This is a genomic window from Streptomyces cacaoi (genome assembly GCF_006539165.1).
Taxonomy (GTDB): domain Bacteria; phylum Actinomycetota; class Actinomycetes; order Streptomycetales; family Streptomycetaceae; genus Streptomyces; species Streptomyces cacaoi.
Genome location: NZ_BJMM01000187.1, coordinates 1 through 660, shown reverse-complemented (window position 1 = coordinate 660; position 660 = coordinate 1). Strand labels below are relative to the sequence as shown.

Sequence of the window (660 nt, the reverse complement as noted above, 5' to 3'; positions counted from 1 at the left end):
CCTCGTGCTCGCGGGCCAGGCTCTGCACCCGCTGTTGCAGCTCCGCCGGCCACTCGACGGTGATCTGGCCGCCGTGGTGGCCGGCCACCACCGGGTGGGGCCGATCGGTGGGCAGCTCCAACAGGCCCTCGAAGCCCCGCAGTTGGTGTTCCCAGTAGCGCATCTGCCGGGCGAGCACGCTGTCCTCGTCCGCCTCGTCGCCGAGGGCCCGGTGCTGCCAGAGCGCATAGTCGGCGTACTGCACCGGAAGCGGCACCCAGGACGGCGCGGCGCCGGCGCAGCGGGCCCGGTAGGCGGTGAGGAGGTCGCGGACGAGCGGCGCCAGGGACGACCCGTCCCCGGCGATGTGGTGCACCGCCAGCGCGAGCCGGTGCTCGGTGGCGGACACCGTGAACAGCCGGGCCCGGAAGGGCACTTCGGCCGCCAGGTCGAACTCGTGCCGCACGACGGCGGCGGCCTCCTCGTCCAGCTCCCGCGGTGACCAGCCGGCGGCGTCGACGACGCCCCACACCGCACGGGCTTCGGCGGAGTCGAGGATCTGCTGCTCGGGCACGCCGTCCACCGCGGGGAACACCGTCCGCAGACTCTCGTGCCGCCCCACCACATCCGCGACGGCCTCGCCCAGCGCTCCGGCATCCAGCGCACCCGAAATCCCGAGCA

At 74.4% G+C, this 660-nt stretch carries 1 protein-coding gene; it reads right to left on the bottom strand.

Features of this window, described 5'->3' with window-relative positions:
• Positions 1-660, bottom strand: a 660-nt coding sequence (locus tag SCA03_RS34860; protein WP_230989126.1) for a condensation domain-containing protein, incomplete at both ends; no start/stop codon positions are given.